At 68.1% G+C, this 18,219-nt stretch carries 13 protein-coding genes; 3 read left to right on the forward strand and 10 right to left on the reverse strand.

All coding sequences use genetic code 11. From position 1 onward, the window contains the following. Window positions 1-71: 71 nt before the first annotated feature. Window positions 72-1,109 carry a magnesium and cobalt transport protein CorA gene (locus ACM9NP_RS14830; protein ID WP_415647274.1) on the reverse strand — a complete coding sequence of 346 codons (1,038 nt, stop codon included), beginning with the start codon at window positions 1,107-1,109 and terminating at the stop codon, window positions 72-74. Window positions 1,110-1,216: 107 nt separating this feature from the next. Between ACM9NP_RS14830 and ACM9NP_RS14835 the strand changes: the two genes are divergently transcribed. Then, window positions 1,217-1,345 carry a hypothetical protein gene (locus ACM9NP_RS14835; protein WP_415647275.1) on the forward strand — a complete coding sequence of 43 codons (129 nt, stop codon included), beginning with the start codon at window positions 1,217-1,219 and terminating at the stop codon, window positions 1,343-1,345. Window positions 1,346-1,457: 112 nt separating this feature from the next. Here the strand turns inward: ACM9NP_RS14835 and ACM9NP_RS14840 are convergent, their stop codons facing one another. The 3 genes from ACM9NP_RS14840 to ACM9NP_RS14850 form a co-directional block, all read right to left on the reverse strand. Then, the gene (locus ACM9NP_RS14840; RefSeq protein WP_415647276.1) at window positions 1,458-3,074 is read right to left on the reverse strand and encodes an ABC transporter permease; all 1,617 of its coding nucleotides are present in this window, start codon (window positions 3,072-3,074) and stop codon (window positions 1,458-1,460) included. Continuing rightward, window positions 3,071-3,997: an ABC transporter ATP-binding protein gene (locus ACM9NP_RS14845; RefSeq protein ID WP_415647277.1), complete on the reverse strand. Its 927-nt coding sequence runs from the start codon at window positions 3,995-3,997 to the stop codon at window positions 3,071-3,073. The genes ACM9NP_RS14840 and ACM9NP_RS14845 overlap by 4 nt, the downstream gene beginning before the upstream one ends. A gap of 165 nt (window positions 3,998-4,162) precedes the next feature. After that, window positions 4,163-5,467 carry a D-arabinono-1,4-lactone oxidase gene (locus tag ACM9NP_RS14850; RefSeq protein WP_415647278.1) on the reverse strand — a complete coding sequence of 435 codons (1,305 nt, stop codon included), beginning with the start codon at window positions 5,465-5,467 and terminating at the stop codon, window positions 4,163-4,165. Between the two features lie 324 nt (window positions 5,468-5,791). Here ACM9NP_RS14850 and ACM9NP_RS14855 point away from each other — a divergent pair, with 324 nt between their 5' ends. Further along, window positions 5,792-6,400 (forward strand): TetR family transcriptional regulator, encoded by a 609-nt coding sequence (locus ACM9NP_RS14855; protein WP_415647323.1) that lies wholly within the window; start codon window positions 5,792-5,794, stop codon window positions 6,398-6,400. On the opposite strand, the gene ACM9NP_RS14860 is transcribed toward ACM9NP_RS14855, so the two are convergent. Both ACM9NP_RS14860 and ACM9NP_RS14865 read right to left on the reverse strand, forming a co-directional pair. Continuing rightward, a complete protein-coding gene (locus tag ACM9NP_RS14860) occupies window positions 6,395-7,006 on the reverse strand; it encodes a hypothetical protein (protein WP_415647279.1) in 612 nt (203 codons plus the stop codon). The genes ACM9NP_RS14855 and ACM9NP_RS14860 overlap by 6 nt on opposite strands. Before the next feature lie 344 nt (window positions 7,007-7,350). Beyond that, entirely contained in the window at window positions 7,351-8,031 is a 681-nt protein-coding gene (locus tag ACM9NP_RS14865) for a RibD family protein (protein WP_415647280.1), read from the reverse strand. An 85-nt stretch (window positions 8,032-8,116) separates the two neighbouring features. On the opposite strand from ACM9NP_RS14865, the gene ACM9NP_RS14870 reads away from it, so the two are divergent. Beyond that, on the forward strand, window positions 8,117-9,082 hold the full coding sequence (locus ACM9NP_RS14870; protein WP_415647281.1) for a helix-turn-helix transcriptional regulator: 966 nt from the start codon (window positions 8,117-8,119) through the stop codon (window positions 9,080-9,082). Window positions 9,083-9,260: 178 nt separating this feature from the next. Here ACM9NP_RS14870 and ACM9NP_RS14875 read toward each other — a convergent pair whose 3' ends face one another. The 4 genes from ACM9NP_RS14875 to trpS all read right to left on the reverse strand — a co-directional run bounded on the left by ACM9NP_RS14875 (window position 9,261) and on the right by trpS (window position 18,143). Beyond that, window positions 9,261-14,429 (reverse strand): S8 family serine peptidase, encoded by a 5,169-nt coding sequence (locus tag ACM9NP_RS14875; RefSeq protein WP_415647282.1) that lies wholly within the window; start codon window positions 14,427-14,429, stop codon window positions 9,261-9,263. A 596-nt stretch (window positions 14,430-15,025) separates the two neighbouring features. Continuing rightward, on the reverse strand, window positions 15,026-16,255 hold the full coding sequence (locus ACM9NP_RS14880; protein WP_415647283.1) for a YihY/virulence factor BrkB family protein: 1,230 nt from the start codon (window positions 16,253-16,255) through the stop codon (window positions 15,026-15,028). A gap of 180 nt (window positions 16,256-16,435) precedes the next feature. Further along, complete coding sequence (locus tag ACM9NP_RS14885; protein WP_415647284.1) at window positions 16,436-16,954, reverse strand: 2'-5' RNA ligase family protein; 519 nt, start codon at window positions 16,952-16,954, stop codon at window positions 16,436-16,438. A 169-nt stretch (window positions 16,955-17,123) separates the two neighbouring features. Then, window positions 17,124-18,143 carry a tryptophan--tRNA ligase gene (gene trpS / locus ACM9NP_RS14890; protein WP_415647285.1) on the reverse strand — a complete coding sequence of 340 codons (1,020 nt, stop codon included), beginning with the start codon at window positions 18,141-18,143 and terminating at the stop codon, window positions 17,124-17,126. Window positions 18,144-18,219 lie beyond the last annotated feature (76 nt).

The following is an 18,219-nucleotide window of genomic DNA, read 5'->3' on the forward strand; positions in this document are numbered from 1 at the left end:
AATTGCGAAAACACGCCTAATTCGAACATTTGCCCAACCAAGCGAGACGTTTAACCAACCAAGCGGAATCGTCAGAACCAGTGATTGCGTTTGAACCCGCGGTACATGCACACGGAGATCACCAGCATGAGCGTGAGCATCAGCGGATAGCCGTACTTCCATTGCAGCTCGGGCATGTAGACGAAGTTCTGCCCGTAGATGCCGACGATCAGCGTGTTCGCCGACGCGATCGCGACCCACGCGGTGATCTTGCGCATGTCGGCGTTCTCGCGGCTCTGTATCTGCGCCATGTTCGCGCCGAGCGTCCCGGTGAGCAGTTCCGCGAACCAGTCCGCGTGTTCGGCCGCCCGCAGTAGGTGGTCCTCCACGTCGCGGAAGTACTCGATGGTCCGCGGATCGACCTGCGGCACATCACCACGAACGATGCGGCCCAGGGGTTCCGCGAGCGGCCGGACGGCGCGCCGAAACTCGAGCACCTCCCGTTTGAGGGTGTACAGCCGCTCCGTCACCTGGTCGTCCCGCGCGCGGGCGCTGTCGAAGACGCTGAACTCGGCGTCGTCGATGTCGTTCCCGAGCCCCTCGGCGGCGGTGCCGTAACCGTCGACGATGTGGTCGACGACCGCGTGCAGCACCGCGCTCGGCCCCGCCCGCAGCATGTCCGGGTTGGCCTCCAACTGTCGACGGACGGAGGCGAGGGAACCGGCCTTGCCGTGGCGAACCGTCACCACGAACTTCGGGCCCAGGAAGACCATCACCTCGCCGACCTCGATGAGCTCCTCCGGATCGACGTACCGGACCGTCTTGAACACCGCGAAGGCGATGTCGCCGTAGATCTCCAGTTTCGCCCGCTGGTGGGCGTTGACGGCGTCCTCGACGGCCAGCGGGTGCAGCCCGAACTCCGTCGACACCGCTTCGAACTGCTCGGTCGTGGGCTCGTACAGGCCGATCCAGACGAAGCCGTCGCCCGCGTCCCGAGCGGTCTCCCACGCGACGTCGAGCGGTACCTGACCGCCTTGCCGGGTGCCCTCGGCGTACAGGGCGCAATCGACGATGCCCGGACCGATACTATCCACAGTGGCACGTTCCAGGGCCGTCTCGTCCCGGTTCACGTTCACTCCATTGACCGCGCGGGGGTAATCTTGGGCGCCCGCACTCCCGCCCACGGCGGCCGGGGGGCTGCCGAACGCAATCACGATACGCAGAATCGAGGCACGCCATGGACCGCACTCGATCGTTCGTCAAGCGCCACGCGCTTCGTCTGGGCCTCATCGTGTGGGCCGGATGGATTCTCGCCGTGATCGTCATGATCACCGTCGACCCCGCGACGGCGGACGGTTCCCCCTGACACCGCCTCCATAGGGGACGACTCTGGGCGCCCGCGCGTCCTCGCCGCCACACGGCGGGGAGCGACGCCCTCGGCACCATCGTGGACACCGAGAACGACGCTCCCCCTGTCGTCAGGCCAGATCGCGGCGACGGAAGCCGACGAAGCCTGCGGTGAGCAGGACGACGGCGATGGCCGTCATCGTCAGAAGCGGCGCGGCCGTGACGTCGTCGGCGGGCACCCGGGGGATGTGGCTCAGCGGCGAGGCCTCCATCATCCAGTCGGGCAGCTGCAGGAAGATCCCGAGCATGTTGACGACGACGACGTAGACGAGCGTCGCCCAGACGAGGGCCGTGAGTCGTGGCAAGAGCCCGAACAGGGCGACCGCGATGCCGACGAAGATCCAGATGGCGGGAATGTAGACGGTCGCGGCGAGGACGAGGTCGGGCAGCATCGACCAGTCTCCGAGGGAGGCCGACGCGGACAGCCCCATCGACAGGGTCGCGATGTAGCTGAGCAGGGGACCGACGACGGCCGCGATGATCACGTGCCCGACGAGGAACCGCGCGCGCGACACGGGCCGCGCGAGTAGCGGTTCGGCTCGGCCCGCGCTCTCCTCGCCGCGCGCCCGCAGCACCGATTGCAGGACGAAGCCGATCGCCAACATCGAGAACATCATGACGACCATGCCGAAGAAGCCCTCGGTGAGCGAGGTTCCCTCCTGGGAGATCGCCTCCGACACGAACGGGTTCTCGTTGGCGAACTTCTCGATCTCGGGCGCGATACTGCCGTAGACGAGACCGAAGACCGCGAGGCCGACGGACCAGGCGATGACGGTTCCGCGTTGCAACCGCCATGCGAGTCCGATCGGGCCGGACAGCGACACCCCGGCGCGGGCGGAGCCCTTCCGGGGAGCGAACAGGCCGAGTCCGACGTCGCGGCGGCGACTGAGCAGGACCGCGATCCACAGTGTCGCGACCGTGGCGCCGACCGACAGCGCGAGCGGCCACCAGGTGTCATCCACATAGGAGGCTGTCTGTTGGGTCCAGCCGATCGGGGACGACCACGACAGCGCTGGGAGGTCGCCCGCGTCGCCGATGGCGCGCAGCAGGTACGCGACGGCGAGCGTCGCGAGCCCGAGCCCGGTGGCCCCGCGCGCGGCGTACGTCAGCTGCGCGACGACGGCGCCGACCCCGGTGAACACCAGGCCGGTCCCGGCCGCGGAGGCGGCGAACAGCGCGGTCCCCGCGACGTCAAGTTCCGGCAGGGCCGGTGGCATCAGGGCGATCAGGAGGAGCGCGATCACCAGGTTCGCCGCGAGCACGACGGATACCGCCGCCGTCAGCGGGGCGTACCGTCCGACGACTCCGGCGCGGACGAGTTCGGCCCGACCGGTCTCCTCTTCGGCGCGGGTGTGCCGGACGACGAGGAAAACGCTCATCAACGCGACGAGGATCGCGACGTAGCCGAGGTACTCGTTGGCGACCATGGCGCCGAAGGTGTAGTCGTCGACGCCGAAGCCCGGGCCGGTCATCGCGATGGTCGCGGGGTTCTCCATCAGGGCCGCGCGTCCGTCCAGCGCCTGCTGGTCGGGGTACAGATCCGGCATCGCGGGCAGGAACGACACCGTGAAGGCGACGATCGACAGGATCCAGACGGGGACGCGGATCCGGTCCCGTCGCAGGATCAGCCGGATGAGCGCCCAGGTGCCGGTGAGGACGCCGCCCTCGGCGGGGGTGTCCGCGCTCATGACGCGTCCCCGGGCTCATCGTTCGTGCCGTTGATGTCGGCGAGTTCGTCGCCGTAGTGGCGCAGGAACAGTTCTTCCAGCGTCGGGGGTTTGCTGACGAGGTACCGGACTCCGTAACCGGCGAGCGTGGTGGTGACGGCTTCGAGGTCCTCGTTGGCGACGTCGAAGGTGAAGTGGTCGCCGTCGACGCGATAGTCGTGGACGGGCCCGAGGGCGGACGCGTCGGGGACGGGCCGCGCCGTGGACGCCGTGATGGTGGTGCGGGTCAGGTGCCGCAGCTCCGCCAGGGTTCCACTCTCGACCGTCTTGCCCTCGCGGATGATGCTGACGCGGTCGCACAGGGATTCGACCTCGGCGAGGATGTGACTCGACAGCAGAACGGTGCGACCGTCCCGGATCACCTCGCGCACGCAGTCCTGGAAGGCGACCTCCATCAGCGGGTCGAGGCCGGACGTCGGTTCGTCCAGAATGAACAGTTCGGCGCGGGTGGAGAACGCCGCGACGAGGGCGACCTTCTGTCTGTTCCCCTTCGAGTAGGCGCGTGCCTTCTTCGTCGGGTCGAGGTCGAAGCGCTGAAGCAGGGCGGCACGGCGCTTCTCGTCGACGCCGCCGGAGGTCCGCGCGAGCAGGTCGATGGCCTGGCCCCCGGTGAGGTTGGGCCAGAGGTTGACATCGCCGGGCACGTACGCGAGGCGGCGATGAAGGTCGACGGCGGATCGCCACGGATCGGCGCCGAAGAGTCGTGCGGTTCCCGAGTCGGCGCGCAGCAGGCCTAGTAGGACGCGGATGGTGGTGGTCTTGCCGGATCCATTGGGACCGAGGAAGCCGTGGACCTGACCGGCGTCGACCCGAAGGTCTAGGCCATCGAGGGCGCGCACGGGTCCGAAGGTCTTGACCAGTCCGGAGATATCGATGGTTGTCACACCACGACCATAACAGTTTTTACAATTTCGTGAAAGTACAAAATTCAATGAACATCGATGGGGTGAGCCGGAAGCGGACGCGCCTCCGTCCTCCCCGGAAAGCCGAGCGCCCCGTCCCCGTCCATCTCGGACGACACGGACGGGAGCGCCCGGAACGAGCGGCGTTCACACCCCGAGCACCCGATCCAGATAGGAGTTGGAGAAGACCCTGGCCGGGTCGAGCTCGTCGCGCAGCGCCGTGAAGTCCGCGAAGCGCGGATACGTCGTCGCCAGGTCCTCCGCCGACCGCCAGTGCATCTTCCCCCAATGTGGACGGCCGTCCGCGGCGCGCATGATCGCCTCGATGGCGTCGAAGTACTCCCGATACGGCATTCCCTGGAACTGGTGAACGGCGAAGTACACGCTGTCTCGACCGTGCGCCGTCGACAACCACAGATCGTCGGCGGCGGCGACCCGGACCTCGACGGGGAACACGATCCGCCGGGCGCTCGCCTCGGCTCGCAGCGCCGCGAACACCTCCGCGAAGGCCTCGCGAGGCACCGCGTACTCCATCTCCACGAAACGCACGCGGCGCGGCGTGCAGAACACCCGATGGGACGCGTCCCGATAGGTGCGCTGGGACAGGGCCTTCGCCGACACGGCGGTCACGGCGGGAACCATCGCGGGGACGGCCCGGCCGAGACGGCAGGCTGCGCCGAACACCGAGTTCGACAGGAAGTCGTCGTCGAGCCAACGCCGGAACGACGACAACGGCGCCGCCTCGCCGGAACGGTTGTTGCGCTTCAACAACACCTGCTCGGCGCGAGGGAACCAGAAGAACTCGACGTGGTCGTTCTGATCGGCGAGCGCGTCGAACTCGGCGACGGCCTGGTCCAGGGGCATCGGCCGCTCGTCGGCGACGAGCGCGAAGGCATCGACGCACTGCAACGTCACCGTCGTGATGACGCCGAGCGCGCCGAGCCCGAGCGCGACCGCCTTCAGACGCGGGTCGTCCTCGCCGATCTCGTGGACGACCCCTTCGCCGTCCACGAGGGTGAGTCCGCGGATGAAGGTCGCTAGGCCGCCGAGCGCGCCACCGGTGCCGTGGGTGCCGGTCGAGGTCGCGCCGGCGACGGTCTGGGCGTCGATGTCGCCCAGGTTCGCCAGGGCGAGACCGTTGGCGTCGAGGACGGCGTTCAGTTCGCGCAGGGTCGTCGACGAACCGACGGTGACGCGTTTCGTCGTCGTGTCGATGACGGGGGGAACGCGAAAGCCCGACAGGTCGAGCAGGCCGGATTCGGGTGCGGCGATGCCGGTGAAGGAGTGCCCGGACCCGGGCACTTTGAGGCGTTGCCCGCGCTCGGCCGCGGTCCGGACGTCGGCGACGATACCGTCGACGTCGGTGGGGGCGGCGATCGTCGCGGGTTTGGCGGTGGCGGTCGACGCCCAGTTCGTCCAGTCTCTGCTCACAGTAACGTGAATACCCCTCATCTTCGCTCCCGTCAAGACCGGAGACGATGATAAGAGGTGGTTCCGTCGTCTAGGGCCACGTGAGGCGAGTGGCGGGCCGCCGCCGGGAAAGGCCGCATGCCCGTCTCACGCGGACGATTCGACGGTTTGGACGGGGCGTCCCGACGCCGACGCGACCGATCTGCCGGGTAGCGAGACAACCCCGATTCGGTTTGCGGAAGAATTGATCACGACGAAGCACCACAAGGAGGTCGAGTGTCGACAGTAGCGCGCAATCAGCAACGCTCGTCAACATCGGGTGACGGCTCGCGCGAGTCGGCCCAGGTCGCGGCGGCTTCGGGCGCGTTGCGCCGACGCCCCGTCCAACAACGCAGCACCGAACGGGTCACCCGCATGCTCGACGCGTGCGCGGAGCTACTGGACGAGGTCGGCTACACGAAACTGACCACGACCCTGATCGCGAACCGCGCCGACGTGGCGATCGGCTCGGTCTACCAGTTCTTCGGCGACAAACGCGCCGTTGTTCGCGCCCTCGGTATGCGCCACCTCGAAGTGTTCTTCGAGAGCCTGGCGACGCACATCGCGCAGCGGCAACCCGCGCACTGGTGGGACCTCGTCGACATCGCCATCGACGAGTACATCGCCATGCACCGATCCGAGCCGGGCTTCCGCACCACCCACTTCGGCGACGCCGTCGACATCAATCTCCTGGACGACTCCCGCACCAACAACGACGTCCTGACCGATCGCATCGAACGACTGCTGGACGAGCACTTCAACATCGGCTCCCCGCGCGGGCTCGACATGGCGCTGACCGTCGCGGTCGAGACCGCCGACGCCCTGATCAAGCTGGCGTTCCGACGCGACCCCGACGGCGACCCGGCACTGCTCGCCGAGGCGAAGAAGATCATCCGCCAGTACCTCGCGACCTACGTCCAGGACCGCGACTCATAACGTCTCGGCACCGATCCACAGGCCGCGCCTGACACGCTCGGCCCGGATCAACTCCTCACCGAACCGCGTCGGGTCCACGATGTACTCAGGCTCCTCACAGGCGGCGAGCTCGCTCATCGACAACGAAAGGCCGAGCTCTGCGAGGGCGCCCGCCGTCCGAGCGAAGGCAGAACGCTCGTCGAGTTCCGCGTAGTGCGCGCCCTCCACGGCGAGCGCCTCGACCAGGGTTCCGCCTTCGGCGAGCCAGTACGAGAACTCGGTGTCGAGCATGACGACGGGCCGGGGACGGTGGGTCGGCTCGTCCGGATGCGCCCAGTACCCGATCCACCTGTCCTCGTTCTCGGCAACAATGTGGACATGGGTGCTCATCAGGGCGAGACCGGCGTTCACCGCCTGCATCTCGGGGTCGGCGAGTTCGGCCGCACTGAGGTAACTCGTGTCGAGCAGTGGATGGAGTTGCCCCGGTTCCATGAACTTGACGCCCAGCAGGTCCCGAAAGTCCGTCCGGCCCTGCCATTCGGCCAGTAGCAACACCCGCAGATCGTCGGGGACGGGGTCGCCCCCGAGCCGCTCACGAGAGAACTCGGCGAACCGCTCGTCGAACATGGTCGCTCCTCTTCCAGGTCGGGCCCGCTGAGGGCGCCCCACGATCTCACGGCTTCGTACCCCGAGACAATCCGAGCCCGGCCTGGCATCGGCCGACATCTCAGCGAAACCCAGCGGCGTCTCCCCTGTCGCCTTGGAGCGTTCGGGCGTATCGGCCCGCGCCCTCGGTTTGGTGGGGCCGTCCGCGGTTCCGTCTCGACCGGTCGGGAATGAGCGTCGCGCGAAACCAGATCGCCGCGTCGGGGAGGTCGCCCCGCACGCCCGCGAGGAGATTCGAGTACGCCGCCGCTCCGACGACGGAGTTCGAAGTGCGCACCGCGTCACCGACACGAACGACGCGACCGTCAACGTTGGGCGAGGTAGTGGAGGACGGCGACGTCGCCGAGTTTGTCGACCTCGGTGAGCCTCAATGGATTGTCGGGCCCGTACGGATACGCGGCGGGGCCGAGGAACCGTGGCGCGGTTGGGTCTCCGATGAGGAACGGCGCGACCGCCAGCCGCAGCTCGTCGACGAGCCCCGCCGTCAGGAGTCGAGTATGGATCATCGCTCCGCCCTCGACGAGGAGGCGCCCGACTCCACGATCGGCGAGATCGGCGAGCACGGCGCCGAGATCGATGGACTCCCCAAGGGCGACAACGGTCGCGGCCTCGGTCAATCGCTCCGCGAGCGCGGGTCGCGCGGCGACGGTGGTGTAGACGAACCGCTCCGCGCCACCGACGGTGAAGACCCTGGCAGACGGGTCGATGTCGCCCGTTCCGGTCACGACGACCCGGATCGGCGACGCCGCCAGACCGGCCTCGACGCGTTCCCGGCGTCGCGTCTCGGACCGCACCAACAGGCGCGGGTCGTCGGCGCGGAGGGTCCCCGCCCCGACGAGGATCGCGTCGACGCTCGCGCGGACGCCGTCGACCCGGTCGAAGTCCTCCTCGTTCGACAGCAGCAGACGCCGGGGCGAGGCGTCGTCCAGATATCCGTCGATCGACACCGCCGCGGACGCGACCACGTACGGCCGCCGCTTCCCCATATCCCCCATCGAAACCACCCCTCGTCACGTCCCCGCATCGTATCGAGCCATCGGAGCATCGCCGCTGGTGAGGCATCATGGGCACGTGACTACACGGCATTCCCGCCTGCGTGGGCTCGGCCTGACCGGCGAAGCCGAGCTGCTGTATCGAACGATCCTCGCCGAGCCTCGCGCGGACGTCGGTTCGCTCGTCGGCCTGTCCGGCCTCACCGATTCCGAGATGAAGGCCGCGCACATCGAACTCGTCGACGCAGGCTTGGCGGAGACCGACGGAGATCGCCTGCTCCCGGTCGACCCCCGCATCGGACTGCGTCGACTGGTCAGTGCGCGGCAGGAGGGGATCGACACGGCGGCGGCCGCGATCGTTGATCTCGCCCGGGACTACCTGGACGGAAGCAGCCGGAACACGTTGACGGAGCTGGTGGAGGGCCGCCAGCAGATGGAAGCGACGTTGCGCGCCCTGATCGACTCGGCCGAACACGAGGTCGCCGTCCTCGACACCCCGCCCTACTCGAACGCCAACGCCGTCGAGAGCACCGAGCAAACGTCACTGAACCGGGGCGTGGCGCACCGGGTGGTGTACGCCGTGGAGGTGCTCGAACTGCCTCGGCAGTACGACAACATCCGCCGCATGGCCTCGGTCGGCGAACAGGCGCGGGTCCTGCCGACCGTTCCCATGAAACTCCTGATCGTCGACGGCGCGCGTGCCTTCATCCCGATCAACACCGGTGTGGGGGTGACGCGAAGCGGCGTCCTCGTGCACCCGTCGCCCGTGGCGGCGGCGATGGCGGCGCTGTTCGAGTCACTGTGGAGAGAGGCGCTTCCGCTGTTCCAGGGCGGAGCCGACATCGGTGGTCCATTGGACCCCGCCGAGCGCGAACTGCTCGGCCTGCTCGCCTCCGGCGTCAAGGACGAGGCGATCGCGCGCCGACTCGGGTTGAGCCTTCGGACGGTGAGTCGCCGCGTCAATCGATTGCTCGACCGTCTCGGCGCGGCGAATCGTTTCCAGGCGGGCATGCAGGCCGCCAGACGGGGCTGGCTGACCGAATGACGTGTCGATACTCTCGGCGGACCGGCGCGTCAGTCAATGAGATCTACACTCATAGTCCTCAGTAGACGAAGTGCGATGCTCCCCGAAACGGGAGATCGGTCGGCGAACGCACGCGTTTCGCGTCCCGCGAACACGAAGGGGCCGCCGTCCCCTTCGGAACGGCGGCCCCGGTCGAGACCTACGGAGTCGTCACGTTGTAGACGACGATTCCGGTCCGGTCGGAGGACGCCTGCCATTGGCCGTATCCGGTCAAGCCGAGGACCATGTCGTAGCCGAGCGGGTCGCCGGTGAAGCCGATGACCTCGTCGACACCGTCGCCGGTCAAGTCCACGACAATCAGGTCCTGGGTCGAGATTCCCCAGGTCGTGTCCTCGATCGATCTCGGATAGTTGACGCCGGCGCCCAGCATGGACGCGTTCCACATGGCCAGGTATCCGGCGTTCGCCATGACGACGAGGCGTTCACCGGAGGGGCCGGTGGCGACGGCGGCGTCCCACGGGTCGCCCGTCATCGCGGTCGGGGTGTGGCCGTCCACCCGGAACTGGTGTGTCTGGTAGGACGTCAGCTGCGCGAACTCGCCCTCGATGGTCGAGAACCCTCGATGTCCGGCCCGTCCCGTCGTCTGGAACGAGCCGAGGGATTCGCCGGTGTCCGGGTCGAGGAACTCCGTGACACCGTTCTGGTCCACGGTCGTCCACGCGAACGCGACGGCGGGGCCGTCGACGCCCGGCATCGTCGCCTCCGCGGCGACACCGCCCCACAGTTGCGGCGTCGCGTATCGCTCCGACGTCGTGGTCCACTGGACTCGACCCCGATCCCCGCTCAACGCAACGGCGGTCGCGCCCAGATCGGCCTCGGTGCCGAACCTCGGACCGTAGGAGGCGTATACGACTCCATTGGAGATGGAGGCGGACGCGAAGATCGCGCCGTCACCGGGATCGTGGCTCCACAGCCGCTTTCCCTTCACGGAGTACGCGCGTACCGCGTCGGTCGGCACGATGATCTCGTCGCCGGACCGCCCGTCAACGTCGCCGACGGTCACCGACCACACGAGCTCGTCATGGCCGTCGATGACCGAGGTGACGCGCCCACTGAGGGTGTCCACGACGACGGCGGCCGTCGACGCGGCGACCACGATGGACGCGCCGTCGTCGGCGAACTCCAGCTCACGAACGGAGCCCGGCAGTTCCGCCTGCCACAGGATCGTCGGCGTCGAGTCGAGATCGGAACCGTCCAACGCGAACAACCCGTGCGAGCTGCCACCGACGATCAGGTCCTGGACGGCGTCACCGTTGACGTCGGCGGACAGCATCGCGGTGACGACGCCTAGGTTCGCGCCCTTCTCGACGAGCCGACCGTCGCTAACCCGGTAGCTGTAGACGGTCTGGTCGGCCGCGATGGTCGTCACCACTGGTGTACGTCCATCCTCGACGAAGGAGTACGTCGGCGACGCGGTCGTCCCCGTCGTCTCCCAACGTCGATCGCCGTCACGGCCGTCGATCGCGGTCAGGCCCGCCGACCACGCCAACTCGTTGTAGCCCGGAAGCCCTCTCGTGGAGTCGTCGGCCCTGTTGACGAGGATCGTCCCGTCGACGACGGTCACACCCAGCATGAGCGAACCGTCATGGCCGTTGTCGGGACTGCGTTTGACCGAATAGGACGGCCACTGCTGTCGGCCCTGGCCGTCGACGGCGCGCAGCTGGGTGACGTCGGCCCAGCCGTACTGGTCGAGGATCGCCTCCGCCACGAGGTACTCGGCGCCTCGCGCCTTCGTGACGTCCGCGATCGTCAGATTGACCGGGAGCGCGTTGACCCGTCGACTCACCACGGTTCGAGCGCCGTCGTCGAGGGCGTACGTCGCCAGGGTGTAGGCCGAGTTCTCACTGAACGGCGTCTGCTCCGTTCCGACGAGCACGCGGCGGGCTTCGTCGTAGGCGATCGACCGCGGCGCGTCGACCACGTCGGCGTTCCACGAGACCTCGCCCGTCGCGGCGTCGATGAGACGCAGTTGCGCCGAACCGGCGATCGCGACGTCCTCACTGGACAAGGCGACGATCCCGTCGGAGACGAGCTCCATCGCCGGCCAGGCGCCCGTCCGCGAACCGCCGTCGATCGTCCACGTCTCGGTCACCGTGACGGCTCCGTCGACCGGTTCGAAGGCGTAGGCCGTCACCGTCGCCTGGTACGCGTCGGTGGCCTGCCGGTGCGACACGGGCTGATCCGCGACGACGAGGGTGCCGTCGGAGATCACCACCGAGACGGCGAAGGCGAAGAATCGATGCCAGACGGTCTCGCCCGTCTCGCCGTCGAGGACCGTGACGAAGGTGCCGTAGCTGAGCTGATGCCCGGGAACCTTGATGGCCCAACCGGGACCGGCACCGACGATGGAGATGAAGGCGAGATCGTCGACGCCGTCACCCGTCAGATCGCCGAGCGCGGTCGCGCCGTCGAGGTCACCACCGGTCAATCCCACGCCGGACAGGCCGACGGGGACCCGGAACGCGGGCTGACCCGAGTCCCACGGCCGCGCCGGCGTGACCGGCCATTCGCCGTAGAACTCGGCGGGACCGCGCCGCCAGACGCGATCACCGTCCTCCTCGATCCGCGCGAACACACCGAACTCGTTGACCTGCAACCGATCGGAGGTTCCGCCCAGGTTCAGCACCGAGGCGAGGCCGTTGTCGGAGTCGACGACCGAACGCTCCGCGAAGACGAGTTCGCCGGGTCCCGCCTCGGGAGGCGTGTCGGATTCCTCCGACGATGACCTCCACGACTCGTCGAGGCTCGACGACGCGCTGTCCGTCGCCTCGGGGTCAAAGGTGGACAGTTCGACCTCGGTCGTGTCGACCTCGCCGGGCTCGGGCCCGTCGAAGCGGATCGCCAAGCCGTCGAACAGGACGGGCGCGTTGTACGAGTACATCGTCGCGACACTGCCCTGCGGGCTCTCGACACCGACGGTCGCGGACTCGCCCGCCTCGGCGTCGCCCCGCAGGTTCCGGTACTGGACGACGATGCCGCCGTCCTCGGCGAACACGACCTGGAAACTGATCCGGGCCTTGGTGTTCGACGCCAGGGCGGCGTCGTCGAACTCGATGACGAACCGCTCGTCCGCGCCCCGACCGACGAGGCCGGAGCGAACGGACGCCCGCTCGTCGATCACGAGGTCGTCCCAGAACGCGGCGAGGAAGCCGTTCGGGTTGGTCGCCGTCGGCAGCGCGGTGTTCTCGCGCAGGCCGAGTTTGTCGTCCGTGAAACCGATGCGGCCGTTGGTGTTGACAGTGACGGCCGGGTACTCGGCGCCGTAGAAGTCGACCGGGAACGGAAGCTCCACGACGGCGGCGTCCTCGTCTCCGGCGATCGCGACCTCGTCGCGAACCTTCTCCCACCGATACTCGGTGTCGGAGCAGTACCAACCGAAGGGGTCGACCCGCCAGTCGATCGCGATCTCGTTGACGACGAGGCCGTCAACGTGGAGACGGTCCGTCGTCGGGCCGAGGCAGCGCGCCGGGTCGGCGGGCGTGACGGTCACGTCGTACTCCCCCTCGGCGACCTCGTCGAATCGGAAGCTCCCGTCCGTGGCCGTGACGACGGAGTCGATCGGCGCGCCGTCGATGGTGACGGCCGACCCGGCCACGGGCCGACCGTAAGGGTCGGTGACGACGCCGGTGACGTCGTGGCGAGGCGTGGCGATCAGCGAGAAGTCAACTGTGGACTCCTCATCCGTCGACACGGTCACCGATTCGCTGACGGACCGGTAGCCGTAACCCGCGGCGGTGATCTCGTACTCGCCGACGCTGACGCGAACGCGGAACCGTCCGTCGGCGTCCGAAGTGGTGGTGCGGCCGTGTTCCCCCACGACGGTGATCGCGGCGGACCGGACGGGCTCGCCCGTCGCCGCGTCCGTGACGGTTCCCGTCACGAGCCCGACGTCTCCGCGCGGCGCGGCGGCGACGGCCGCGAGGGCGTCCGCGATGCCGTTGCCGTAGACGTGGTTGAACTCGGCGTCCCCGCCGCAGGTGGTGTCCTCGGTGTCGACGGCGGTGGAGTTCAACGCCTCGGCGGTCGCGTCGACCTGCCGGTACAGGGCAGGCGAAGCCGACCACAGGAGGGCGACGATGCCGCTGATGTGCGGCGTCGCCATCGACGTGCCCGACATCTGGGCGTACTGGCCGCCGGGAACCGTCGACACGACGTCGACACCGGGCGCGGTGATGTCCGGTTTGCCCTCGGTCATCGCGGGGCCGCGACCGGAGAACGCCGCGACCGTTCCGGTCGAGTCGACGGCGCCGACGGTGTACGTGCCGGCGTTGTCTCCGGGCGAGTCGACGGTGCCGCACTGGCCGTTGGCCCCGTTACCGGCCGCGAACGGGGCGAAGATGCCGGCGGAGCGCCACGCGTCGATGATCTCGCCGTACCAGTCCTCGCCTCGGCCGCCGCCCCACGAGTTGTTGATGATGTCCGGCGCGAGGTCGGGGCGGGGGTTGTCGCCGTCGAGGTCCGTCGGGGCGAGCATCCACTGTCCGGACGCCAACAGCGCCTCCTCCGAACAGGATCGCGCCTCGCAGCCCTTCGCGGCCATCCACCGCGCGCCGGGAGCCACGCCGTACCCGTCGGCGCCGACCATCGTGCCGACGGTGTGGGTGCCGTGCCCCTGGTTGTCGCAGGGAGCGTCCTCGGGGCAGATTCCGCTCGGGTCGAACCAGTTGTAGTCGTGGGTGAAGCCGTCGCCGTCGTTGCCGCGATACGACGCGACGAGCGCGGGATGGTCGTACTGGACGCCACTGTCGATGCTTCCGATGACGACGCCGTCACCGTCGACGCCGAACTCGGCCCAGACCTGATCGGCCTTGACCGCCTCGACACCCCATTGGACGCCGTCTTCCGCGTCGACCGAGACGGTCTCGACGGGTTCCGACAGCGTCAGTGACCTCTCTGGACGAATCTGGACGACCTCGCCGCGGGCCGCGAGCTCGTCGACGAGCTCCGCGTCGCCGGTGACCTTGATGGTGTTGGTGATCCAGAAGGCCTCGTAGTCCGCGTCGTGCCGGTCGAGAATGTCGCGCAGTCCCGACTGATAGTCGTCGGCGAACGCGGTCATCGCCTCGTAGGTGACGGTTCCGGGGTCGTCCGACTGGGACGCCGCCCGCACGTCGGCGCGGTCGGAGAGGGACAGGAAGAAGGTCGCCGACCCGTCCCTCAAGTCATCGAGGACGGACTGTTCGATCTTGTCGCGGGCGTCGTCAGCGTCGGCGGACGGCAGCAGCGCGACGGCGGCTATCGCCGACGCCGTCACGGCCACGGCCGCCGTCGCGGCCCGAATCCGGGGTCTGGATGGTGCTCGTGTCACTGGGGTGCTCCTCGCCCGCTTGGGCAGCGGGACGGTCGGGGGGTCGAGCGCGACCGCGGGCGGCCGCTCGGTTGCTGTCGAGCGTAGGAAGAACGACCCCGCCCCGGAAGATCTGACGATGGCGGCTACCAGGCAATGGCGTGTTCCGGACAACCGATCTGACCCTTAGCGACAACACCCCCACACCCGACCCACCCTGCGCCGACGGGCCCCATCAGTCCACAAAGGACATATACGCTTCGACTCGCTGCGGTCTCACAACAACGCCTCCGTACCGGTACGCCATACCGCACACCTCCGGACCCACCCGGCAGACCGCAACACTCGGCGTACGAAACCGCAACACCTCCGTACCGCACACCTTCGGCTTGGTGGGGCGGCGTACGCGACATAAAGACGATGCACCGGCAGGAAGAGAGACCCACCAAGCCGGGAAACTCCACCACCGCAATTCGGAAGGATTCGAGTTGGGCGGTGGTCACCTTCCGCGGCTTGGTGGGTCTCCGTTACCGATGCCGCAGAACGCTTTCGACACGCACACCGCCCCACCAAGCCGAAACTCCCCGACCACCCGGGCGCACCACGTCTTCACACTGTCAACTGTCCCGCGGAGAATCGTCGGGGTCTTCGGGTGTCGAATCGGATGGCGGCTCGGGCGAGTTCGGCGTGGAGTCCACTGTGTTTGACTTGGTCGACGAGTCCTGACTGGACCCCGCGTCCGGTCCGACCGACGGGGAGTCCTCGGCGTCCGGTTCGGTGGACGAGGAATCGTCGTCCGGTTCGGTGGACGAGTCCCGCGTGTCGGGGGTGAAGGGGAGGGTGGGCCGGGACGCCTCGGGCTCGGCGGGCAACGCGCGCACGTCCTTCCTCGTGATGGAACTCGCGGGCAGGGGCACCGGCGGGGCCATCGTGATCGCGCTCGGGGCACGGTGGAACCGCTCGGTGCGGATGCGCTTGCGTTCCACCAGGTCGATCGCGTTCCCCCGGCGGCTCGTCGCCGTCCACGCGGCGGCGAACATGAGCATCTGGTTGAACAGGAACAGGAAGATGAGCAGACCGACGGCCGTCCCGACGGCCTGGTACGCGGGCCGGTTCGACACCGAGGTGATGTACAGGTTCCCCATCGTCTTCAACAGTTCCAGCCCGATCGCGACCCACAGCGCGGGCGGCAGGACGCGCTTGATCGGCAACGCCAGTCGAGGCAGCGCGGACAGCAGCGCCGCCGACAGCACGGTGTTCACACCGATTCCGACGATCGTCGACCCGTATGAGATCAACGTCGTCAGCCACCCGGCGGCGTAGCCGTCGCGCAGCCAGTTCAACGCCACCTCGGCGGCAGCCGTGATGGCGAGCGTCGAAATGAGCAGCACGCCGAGCGCGAAGAGGACGACCAGGTCGACGATCCATCGCCAGATCGGGTGCCCGGGTTCCTGTTCGAGAAGCCACACGGCGCGGATCGACGACCGGACACCCTGGACCCAGCTGACACCGGTGATCGTCAGGGCTCCGAGCGCGATGAGACCGGCCGTCTGCCGGGACACCTTGATGGAGTTGACGTCGATGATCGGCAGGTTCTCGTTGAGCCAGGTCTGGACGACGCGCTCCAGGTCGGGCAGTTCGAGCAGGTATCCGAGGACCGACAACGACAGCAGAGACAGGGACAGCGCCGCGAAGAACGCGTAGTACGAAATCGCGGCGGACAGCAGACCGGCGTGGACTTCGAAGAAGCGTTCCTGCGCACGCCAAAAGTGATCGAATCTCTTCGATCTGGCGCGCAGCCACGCGATCAAGCGGTCGAATGCCGCTCCTACGTCGGGAAACTTCACGTCGCCCATGGTCGCCTATGGGAGCTCGTCCCGTCAGCCCAGGTCGTGAGAGGCGCGTGTCGGAATGTCACTCGGTCGGGCGGGAAAGATCCCGACAACGCTCCCGGCGGACGAAGCGCGGACCACGATCTCGACGCCGGAGCCGACTCCGTGTCGGATCCGCCGGGAACGGAACGCTCCCTACAGCGGCACGCCGAAGCGGAACACCCGACGGGGCCGCCAGGCGGTCACGTTGTCGTGTGTGTACAGGGTGAATCCGCCGACGTTGAACCGCGTCTCGAAGTCGGCGAGCTCCTCGAACACGGCGTCGAGGGCGGGCTCCGGCACGGACTGGGCGACGGTGACGTGCGGGTGGTAGGGGTAGTTCAGTTCCCGGTCCAGTGGTCCGGCGCGAACGGCGGCCTCGAGCTTCTCGCACTCGCTGATGCCCTCGGCGACCGTCACGAACACGACCTCGGTGACGGGCCGGAACGTGCCGGTGCCCCGCAGGTGGATGTCGAACGGGTGATGCCCCGCGGCGCAGCGGGCGAGGTGCGACTCGACGTCCGCGAAACGTTCGTCGTCGATCTCGGTCGGGCCGAGAAGCGTCACGTGGGACGGCACGTGGGCGGCCTGGGGGTCTCCGGTCGCCGCGCGGGCGGCATCGAGCTCGGCACCCCACGGCTGGGGGATCGGGATCGCCACACCGACGGTCAGCATGTCCGCCGCCCGAAGCTCGTCTCGTTCGCCGCGATGGCCGGTGAACGCCCCGATCCGCGTTGTCGAACCACCCGCGCGAAACACCGTCGCGCAGGCGATTCTCCGCCTTGCCGGATGACGCTCACAGTCTCACCTCACACGACCTGAGATAACGGGACAGGCTCTGACTTCACACCGGTTCGCCAAAGCCAACCCGATCGTAGACCCGGGACAGCGTCGCGGAGGCGACCGTGTTGGCTTTCTCCGCTCCGCCGAGGAGGATCTTGTCGAGGGTGGCCGGGTCGTCGAGGTATTCGCGGGTGCGTTGGGCGATCGGGGCGCAGAAGTCGGCGACGACTTCGGCGAGGTCCTTCTTGAAATCGCCGTAGCCCTTGCCCTCGTACCGCTCCTCGAGCTCGACGATGCTGGTGCCGCTGAGCGTCGCGTAGATCGTCAACAGGTTCGACACACCGGGCTTGAGTTCGGTGTCGTAGGCGATCTCGCGACCGGTGTCGGTGACGGCGGACTTGATCTTCTTGCGAATGCGGTTCGACTCGTCGAGGAGGTCGATGATGCCCTGCGGGGACGACCCGGACTTGGACATCTTCTTCGTCGGGTCGGCCAGGTCGTGGATGACGCCGGTCGCCTTGACGATGTGCGCGTTCGGGGTCACGAAGGTCTGTCCGTACGAGGTGTTGAACCGGTGCGCGAGGTCGCGGACGAGTTCGAGGTGCTGCCGCTGGTCCTCGCCGACGGGCACGGCCTCGGCGTCGTAGAGGAGGATGTCGGCGGCCTGGAGGACCGGGTAGGTGAACAGCCCGACGGTGGTGCGCTCGTTCTTGGCCGACTTGTCCTTGAACTGCGTCATGCGCGCCGCCTCACCGAAACCGGTGTGGCATTCGAGCACCCACGACAACATCGGGTGCGCGCTGACCTGCGACTGGACGAACAGCGTCGACTTCTGCGGGTCGACGCCGATCGCGAGCAGTTGGGCCGCCGCGACACGGCGGCGCTGGATGAGCAGCTTCGGATCGTGGTCGATCGTGATGGCGTGCAGGTCGGCGATGAAGTAGAACGCGTCGTGGGTGTCCTGCATGTCCACCCAGTTCCGCAACGCTCCACAGTAGTTACCAAGGTGGAAGGAGTCGGCGGTCGGCTGGATACCCGACAGCACCCGAAGCCTGCGCGGCGTGGAATCGGTGGTGGTCATGCGGCAATTCTGCCAGTGCCGCATCGCCCGATCGAACCCACGCCACGGTGTTTGGTTCTGTTCGATTATGATCGAC

The sequence above is a fragment of the Stackebrandtia soli genome (assembly GCF_965137155.1).
GTDB lineage: Bacteria > Actinomycetota > Actinomycetes > Mycobacteriales > Micromonosporaceae > Stackebrandtia > Stackebrandtia soli.